At 54.9% G+C, this 6,687-nt stretch carries 9 protein-coding genes; 8 read left to right on the forward strand and 1 reads right to left on the reverse strand.

All coding sequences use genetic code 11. The annotated features are described in order from the left end of the window. The 7 genes from GZ1_RS12660 (at nucleotide 1) to GZ1_RS12690 (ending at nucleotide 4,692) form a co-directional block, all read left to right on the forward strand. The gene (locus GZ1_RS12660) at nucleotides 1–822 is read left to right on the forward strand and encodes a flagellar hook-basal body protein (protein WP_060788594.1); all 822 of its coding nucleotides are present in this window, start codon (nucleotides 1–3) and stop codon (nucleotides 820–822) included. An 11-nt stretch (nucleotides 823–833) separates the two neighbouring features. Continuing rightward, nucleotides 834–1,166 carry a DNA-directed RNA polymerase subunit beta gene (locus tag GZ1_RS12665; RefSeq protein ID WP_060788595.1) on the forward strand — a complete coding sequence of 111 codons (333 nt, stop codon included), beginning with the start codon at nucleotides 834–836 and terminating at the stop codon, nucleotides 1,164–1,166. A gap of 50 nt (nucleotides 1,167–1,216) precedes the next feature. Then, nucleotides 1,217–1,654 (forward strand): 3-hydroxyacyl-ACP dehydratase FabZ, encoded by a 438-nt coding sequence (fabZ, locus tag GZ1_RS12670; protein ID WP_060788596.1) that lies wholly within the window; start codon nucleotides 1,217–1,219, stop codon nucleotides 1,652–1,654. A 141-nt stretch (nucleotides 1,655–1,795) separates the two neighbouring features. Then, nucleotides 1,796–2,164 (forward strand): hypothetical protein, encoded by a 369-nt coding sequence (locus tag GZ1_RS12675; protein WP_033011795.1) that lies wholly within the window; start codon nucleotides 1,796–1,798, stop codon nucleotides 2,162–2,164. A gap of 252 nt (nucleotides 2,165–2,416) precedes the next feature. Next, nucleotides 2,417–3,160: a YveK family protein gene (locus GZ1_RS12680; protein WP_060788597.1), complete on the forward strand. Its 744-nt coding sequence runs from the start codon at nucleotides 2,417–2,419 to the stop codon at nucleotides 3,158–3,160. After that, nucleotides 3,141–3,848 (forward strand): CpsD/CapB family tyrosine-protein kinase, encoded by a 708-nt coding sequence (locus tag GZ1_RS12685; protein WP_083509303.1) that lies wholly within the window; start codon nucleotides 3,141–3,143, stop codon nucleotides 3,846–3,848. Before GZ1_RS12680 ends, GZ1_RS12685 begins: the two co-directional genes overlap by 20 nt. Nucleotides 3,849–3,906: 58 nt before the next feature. Further along, a complete protein-coding gene (locus GZ1_RS12690; protein ID WP_060788599.1) occupies nucleotides 3,907–4,692 on the forward strand; it encodes an SGNH/GDSL hydrolase family protein in 786 nt (261 codons plus the stop codon). A 31-nt stretch (nucleotides 4,693–4,723) separates the two neighbouring features. Here GZ1_RS12690 and tagU read toward each other — a convergent pair whose 3' ends face one another. Continuing rightward, entirely contained in the window at nucleotides 4,724–5,665 is a 942-nt protein-coding gene (gene tagU, locus GZ1_RS12695) for a polyisoprenyl-teichoic acid--peptidoglycan teichoic acid transferase TagU (RefSeq protein WP_060788600.1), read from the reverse strand. A gap of 233 nt (nucleotides 5,666–5,898) precedes the next feature. Here tagU and GZ1_RS12700 point away from each other — a divergent pair, with 233 nt between their 5' ends. After that, complete coding sequence (locus GZ1_RS12700) at nucleotides 5,899–6,663, forward strand: tyrosine-protein phosphatase (RefSeq protein ID WP_060788601.1); 765 nt, start codon at nucleotides 5,899–5,901, stop codon at nucleotides 6,661–6,663. The last annotated feature ends 24 nt before the right edge of the window (nucleotides 6,664–6,687 follow it).

Here is a 6,687-nt window from a genome sequence, read left to right on the forward strand (position 1 = left end):
GTGCTCCGTTCGATGCTCACCGCCGCCAACACGATGAATGCCTTGCAACAGCGGCTCGATACAATCAGCCATAACATCGCCAACAGCAACACCGTCGGCTTTAAACGGCGCGAAGCGAGCTTTGCCGAGCTCTTGACCCAACAAATCGACCGCCTGCCGAACGACGAAGCGCCCCGGCAAACGCCAGAGGGCGTGCGCTACGGCAACGGGGCGCGTCTCGCTTCGACGATGCTCATCACCAAGCAAGGTGCGCTGGTGGAAACCGGCCGCCGCCTGGATTTTGCCTTGACGGACGAAAACCAATGGTTCCGCGTCCGTCTGGCCGATCAAAACGGTGCGGAAACGATCGGCTACACCCGCGCCGGCAACTTTTCGCTTGCGCCCATGAACGGCCAGCTTGCTTTGACGACAAGCGACGGCCTGTTTGTGCTTGATGAAAGGAACGCGCCGATTGTGCTTCCCGCCGATGCGCATGACGTACAGATGTCCCCGACTGGGACGTTGACGGCAACCAATACCGACGGCCGCGTTGTCGCCCGCGTCAATTTGGGCGTCACCATGATCCGCCGTCCGCAGCTTCTGGAAGCCCGCGGCGGCAATGTCTATGCGCTTCCCAACGTCCCAGGCGCGGCCGAAGAACTGAACGGCAACTTGCGCGGCCAAATCGGCGTCAAGCAAGGCGTCTTGGAACAGTCGAACGTCGACCTTGGCGAGGAAATGGTCGGCCTAATGGCGACAAGCCGAGCGTATCAGCTGAACGCCCGCGCCATTTCCATCTCGGAACAAATGCTCGGGCTGATCAACGGCATGCGCTCCTCATAAGGAGGATCGCGATGAGTGACGAGAGGCATCAAGAACCTATGAGCTCGCCGTCTTCCCGGATGGCAAGGCGGAAAGGCCGAGTAAGAAAGAGCCCGCCGGCCCCCGCCGAACCGGAAGCCAAAGCCCTTCCGCCGGAAGGGGAGGCGGCCGTGCCGCGCCGGTTCGTCCGCACCCGGCTCATCCCGATCTGGCTTCGGCTTGTGATCGTCACCGTTCTTATGGCCATCTGCCTTGCGGCGGGAGCGGTCGTCGGCTACAGCGCCATCGGCGACGGGGCGTGGCTTGACGTGTTCCGCCCGTCGACGTGGCAGCACATCCTCGACTTTGTCGAAAAAGGGGCATAAGAGGCTGTCGCGGCAACGCCGTTTTGATGATAACGAAAAGGAGTGTTTCCATGCTTGACATCCAGCAAATCCAGTCCATCATCCCGCACCGCTATCCGTTTTTGCTTGTTGACCGCATTCTGGAAATCGAAGAAGGCAAACGCGCCGTCGGCATCAAAAACGTCAGCGCCAACGAAGCCTATTTCGCCGGCCACTTCCCCGAATACCCGGTCATGCCTGGCGTGTTGATCGTCGAAGCGCTCGCCCAAGTCGGCGCCGTCGTCCTCCTGCAGAGCGAGGAAAACCGGGGCCGCCTCGCCTTTTTCGCCGGCATCGACAACTGCCGCTTTAAAAAGCAAGTCAAACCGGGCGACCAGCTCCGCTTGGAAGTCGAAATTCTCCGCGTCCGCGGCGCCATCGGCAAAGGCAAAGGCATCGCCACCGTCGACGGCGAGCTTGTCTGCGAAACGGAGTTGATGTTCGCTCTTGGCGACAAACGAGCTGACTGAACAAAACGCGTTCCTTCGGGGAGCGCGTTTTTTTGTCGGCTGCGCTATATAGCGAACGAATGAAACGTTTCTTTCTGGGAAAGATAAACAAGGACCGGTCTTACATAAGGTCATCACAACCAATAGAAAGGAGCAGATAGGATGAAGAAAAAAGCGTTGCTGATCCGGCTGTTCAGCGCTCTTGTCGCCCTCTTTTTAGCGGCTGGATGCAATATGAACCGCGACAACAACAATCCGCCGCCGCCAAACAACCAAAACGATGTCAACGACCGAGACATGAACCCGGCTGATGACATCAACCAAAACGATAACGTCGACAACGACAAAGACAATGACGGCATCCCGGACAACCGCGATACCGATTTGAACGACAACCAAAACAATCAACTCCCGCCGGGAGACGATACGAACAACGGACCGGGCGACGATGAGCGCGATACGGTTCCGGACCGCGAAGACCCGATTGAAGACCCGCGGGATGCGAACGACAAAGACAATAAAGATGAATAGCGCAAACAAAGGCTGCCTGTCGGGCGGCCTTTTCATTTGGCCAAAATTAGTACTCATTTCGGCTAGCGATGTCCCTTTCTATTCGCTATAATGGGAATGTCGATTCATGTTCGAAAGATCGGGACAGAGGTCGAACACCGCGATGTCCTTGCGGGGAAAACACCCGCACAGCCCACCCATTCTACATCAGAAGGGGCGTACATTCAGCGAACGTCAAGCAAGACGGAGGCAAACAAGAGAGGGGGAACACGGATGGAAGAAACCATCAGCCTGCGTGAGCTGTTCGAAACATTGCGCAAACGGCTTTGGCTCATCGTCCTGATCACCGCGCTTGCTACCGTTGTAAGCGGTGCGGTCAGCTATTTTGTATTGACGCCGATTTATCAGGCATCGACACAAATTCTCGTCAACCAAGCGAAATCGGAGCAGCAGCTCTACAACTTCAATGAAATCCAAACGAACGTGCAGCTCATCAACACGTACAGCGTCATCATCAAAAGCCCGACCATTTTGGAAAAAGTGAAAGACGAGCTCCGCCTTGACCGGACGATCGACGAGCTGAACGAACAGATTCAAGTCTCAAGCGAAAAAGACTCGCAAGTGTTCTCGGTCACCGTCCAAGATCCCGATCCCGCCTTGGCGGCCAAGATCGCCAACAAAACGGCAGAAGTGTTCAAAAACGAAATCGTCAAAATCATGAACATCGACAACGTAACGATTCTGTCCAAAGCGGAAGTGAAGGATCATCAAGCCCCGGTCAAACCGAAGCCTTTGCTGAACATGGCCATCGCCTTTGTTGTCGGCTTGATGACGGGTGTAGGGCTTGCGTTCCTGCTTGAATATTTGGACAACACGATCAAAACGGAAGAAGACGTCGAAAAACATCTCGGCCTGCCGGTGCTCGGTGCGGTCAGTTTGATCACGGCGGAAGGCGGGCAAAAAGCGAAACGCGAAACCGCCATTCCACAAACAAGAGGTGAAACCATTGGCTCGTAGCAATCGTCAACAACTAAAACGATTGGGGCGAAATTTAATTACAGCGGAAGATCCAAAATCGCCCATCGCGGAGCAATACCGAACGATTCGAACGAATATCCAATTTTCATTCATTGATGCGCTGCTCCGCTCCCTAATTGTCACGTCAACCGGACCTGGCGAGGGAAAATCGACCACGGCGGCGAACTTGGCGGTCGTCTTCGCCCAGCAAGGGAAAAAGACGCTACTTGTTGATGCTGATTTGCGCAAACCGACGGTCCATTACACCTTCCGGTTAAACAACTACATGGGATTAACGAACGTTTTGACGGGCTCGGCGCCGCTGTTGCCGACGTGCCAAGCGACCGAAATCGATCACTTGTCGGTTTTGACGTCGGGCCCGATTCCTCCCAACCCCGCCGAGCTCCTCAGCTCGAAAGCGATGGCGCAATGCCTCGAACAGCTGTATGAGACGTTTGACCTTGTCGTCTTCGACACCCCGCCTGTCTTGGCCGTGACAGACGCGCAAATTTTAGCCAATCAATGCGACGGCACCGTCTTGGTCATCGAAAGCGGCGGCACGGAAATCGAGGCGGCCGTCAAGGCGAAGGAGCTGCTCGAAGCGTCCAACGCCAAACTGCTCGGCGTTGTCTTGAACAAGCGGAAGCACCGCGACGGCGGGTATTATTATTACTATCAATACAAGTAACCAAAAACGGCTTCCCGATCGCGGGAAGCCGTTCTGATAGAGAAAAGGGGGAGAGCCGTTGAGAAACTTCATCTTGATCTTGTTGTTCACCGCCGCCTGCCTTGCCTTCATCATAACCGGTCACTTGTACTGGGAGCGAAAAATCGAAGCCACCGTGCAAGCGGCGCGGGCGAAAGTCGAAACATCCGCCAAGCAGGAAACGGAGACGAGCCAAACGAAAGTGATCCTCGCCCGCGCTAGGCAGCTGCCAGCGGCCGCGCAAGCTGCCATCAAGCGGGCGGTGGAGGAGAATCGCCCAATCCGCCTCGTCATCGCCGGCTCCGAATCAACGCCAGAGAACGGCGGCTGGCCTGAATTATTGAAACAAGCGCTCGATGACGCCTACGGAAAAGGCGTGTTTCACATCACCGTCCACGAATACGAGGGCTTGACGACCGCCGACGCCGACCGACAGCGCATCGCCGCCGACTGGGTCAAGGACAAGCCGGATCTTGTCTTGCTTGAACCGTTTTTGTTAAACGACAACGGCGTCGTGACGATCGACGACACGCTTGCCCACATCCAATCGATCATCGACCAACTCAAATCGGCGGCCCCGAATGCGGTCGTGATCTTGCAGCCGCCGAACCCGATTTACAACGCGACCTACTATCCGCGGCAAGTCGAGCAGCTTGAAGCGTTCGCGAAAGAGAACGGTTATCCTTATATCAACCATTGGCCCGCCTGGCCGGATGCAAACAGCGAGGAACTGAACCGCTACGTCGACCCGCAAACCGACTTGCCGACCGCAGAAGGCGCCAACGTGTGGGCCGATGCGCTCGCCAAGCGCTTCATCGCCCAATGAAAACGCGCACCTCTTAAGGTGCGCGTCGCATTTACTTCGCCGCCGTCGCTTTCAGCTCCAGATGCTCTTTCAACTCATTCGAAATCGCCAGCCGTTCGCTCTCTGGCACGATCAAGTAATAAATGCCATTGATTTTCGTCCCTTGTCCCGTAATATGCAGCTGCTTAATGTGCTTGCGGGCGTCTTTGTAATTCGCCTGAATTTCTTTCATTTCCTCAAACGTCAAGTTCGTTTTCACGTTTTTCCCGATCGCTGCGAGCACATCGCTGTAATTGGCAAGCGACGAGAAGCTGGCGCCTTTCTCAATAATCGCTTGAATGATCTGCTTTTGCCGGTCCTGGCGCCCGAAATCGCCGCGCGGGTCCTCTTTCCGCATGCGGGAGTATTTCAGCGCTTCGTCCCCGTTCAACGTAATCTCGCCTTTCGGGAAGTGCGTTCCTTCATACGTAAACGCGAACGGGTTGTTCACCGTCACTCCGCCGACGGCATCGACAATGTCGCGGAAGCTTTCCATGTTGACTTTAATGTAATAGTCAATCGGGATGTCCAAGAAATGCTCGACCGTCGCCATTGTCATCTCCACGCCGCCAAAGGCGTACGAGTGGTTGATTTTATCTTTCGTCCCTTTTCCGATAATCTCCGTTCTCGTATCGCGCGGCACGCTCACCATGTCAATCGACTGCTTGTTCGGATTCACCGTCATCACAATCAGCGTATCCGCGCGCCCGCGATCCCCTTTGCGTTCATCAACGCCGATCAACAAAATGGAAATCGGCGTCTTCCGTTCAAACGAAACGTTTTCTTTCCGCTTCTCCGACTTCCAGTTGACGTTCTCGTGCATTTGGTTCGCCGTCTGTTTCACATGATGATAAATGGAATAGGCGAATATTCCTGCTCCAGCGAATAACACGACGAGCAATCCCGTCACCCAGCGGAGCCATGTTTTCTTCTTTTTTCGACGTTCTGCTCTCATGGGCACTCTTCCTTTTCCATTCAGAAATTTTCGTGCATACCATTTCGATTATAGACCGTTTTCGAAAAGAAGACAACTGACAGCCGCATTGGCGGGCGTTCCAGCTTGCCCCCTAATCAGTGGAATTTGCCTTCCATTTCGACAATGTTCGACAAACCTCACCCATTGATAGCCTGTTTTTCCTATGTTACCATAATAGATGTTTAATAGAGTGAAAAAAGGAGGAGTGGACGATGATCGACATTCACAGCCATATTTTGCCTGGCGTTGACGACGGAGCGGCGGCGATGGAGAACGCCATCGTCATGGCGCAGGCTGCAGCCAAGGAAGGAATCACGACGATCATCGCCACTCCCCATCATCAAAATGGGACGTATGAAAACCCAAGACCAGCCGTCCTTTCCTTGGCGGCTGAGTTGAACGACGAATTGAAACGGCGCGGCATTACCTTGAACGTGCTTCCAGGCCAAGAAGTGCGCATCCACGGCGACTTGCTTGACGGCCTGGCCCGCGGCGAGGTGATGACGCTTGCCGATACGCCATACGTCTTGATCGAATTTCCGCCCGATCACGTGCCGAAGTATGCGGAGCAGCTCCTCTTTGATGCGCAAGTAAAAGGGTTTATCCCGATCATCGCCCATCCGGAGCGAAACGTTGAAATCATCGAATATCCAGAGCGGCTGTACCAGCTCGTCAAACGCGGTGCCTTGGCCCAGCTGACGGCATCGAGCGTTACAGGCCATTTCGGCAAGAAAATCAAGGCGTTCTCGTTTCAGCTGATGGAGGCGAACTTGGCCCATTTCATCGCCTCGGACGCCCACAACACGAAAACGCGGCCGTTTCGCCTCCGCGAGGCGTACGAGGTGATCCGGAAAGAATACGGGACAGACATGGTGTACTACTTCCAAGAGAACGCCGAGCTGCTCGTTCGCGGCCAAGCCGTGTTCCGCGACGAACCACAGCGGGTGAAAAAGAAAAAGTTCCTTGGCCTCTTTTAGAAATAGTTGGCAGTATGATATAAA

This window comes from Geobacillus zalihae NBRC 101842, assembly GCF_001544135.1.
GTDB lineage: Bacteria > Bacillota > Bacilli > Bacillales > Anoxybacillaceae > Geobacillus > Geobacillus zalihae.